Source organism: Bacillus sp. 16GRE42 (assembly GCF_019837435.1).
Taxonomy (GTDB): domain Bacteria; phylum Bacillota; class Bacilli; order Bacillales; family Bacillaceae_G; genus Bacillus_A; species Bacillus_A wiedmannii.
On the sequence record NZ_JADAXF010000038.1, the window covers coordinates 1 to 272 of the forward strand.

The following is a 272-nucleotide window of genomic DNA, read 5'->3' on the forward strand; positions in this document are numbered from 1 at the left end:
CTTATTGCTTCATTCTTTATATTGATACTTGCGTTAATATCCCTATCATGGTGTGTACGACAAGAAGGACAGTCCCATTTACGTAGGTTTAGATTTTTAACGTCTTTGTTTTGATATCCACAACAAGAACATAATTGGCTGGAAGCAAATGTTTTCGATACGACAATGACTTGTTTGCCATACCATTTTGCTTTATATTCCAACATGGTTCGAAACTGTGACCAAGATACTTCACTAATTGCTTTTGCTAACTTACGATTTTTTAACATATT

Annotated in this window: 1 protein-coding gene; it reads right to left on the reverse strand. The window is 33.8% G+C overall.

Going from position 1 to position 272, the window contains the following annotated elements; all coding sequences use genetic code 11:
- On the reverse strand, window positions 1-272 hold a 272-nt coding region (locus ILS93_RS28570; protein ID WP_142334535.1), incomplete at both ends, for an RNA-guided endonuclease TnpB family protein.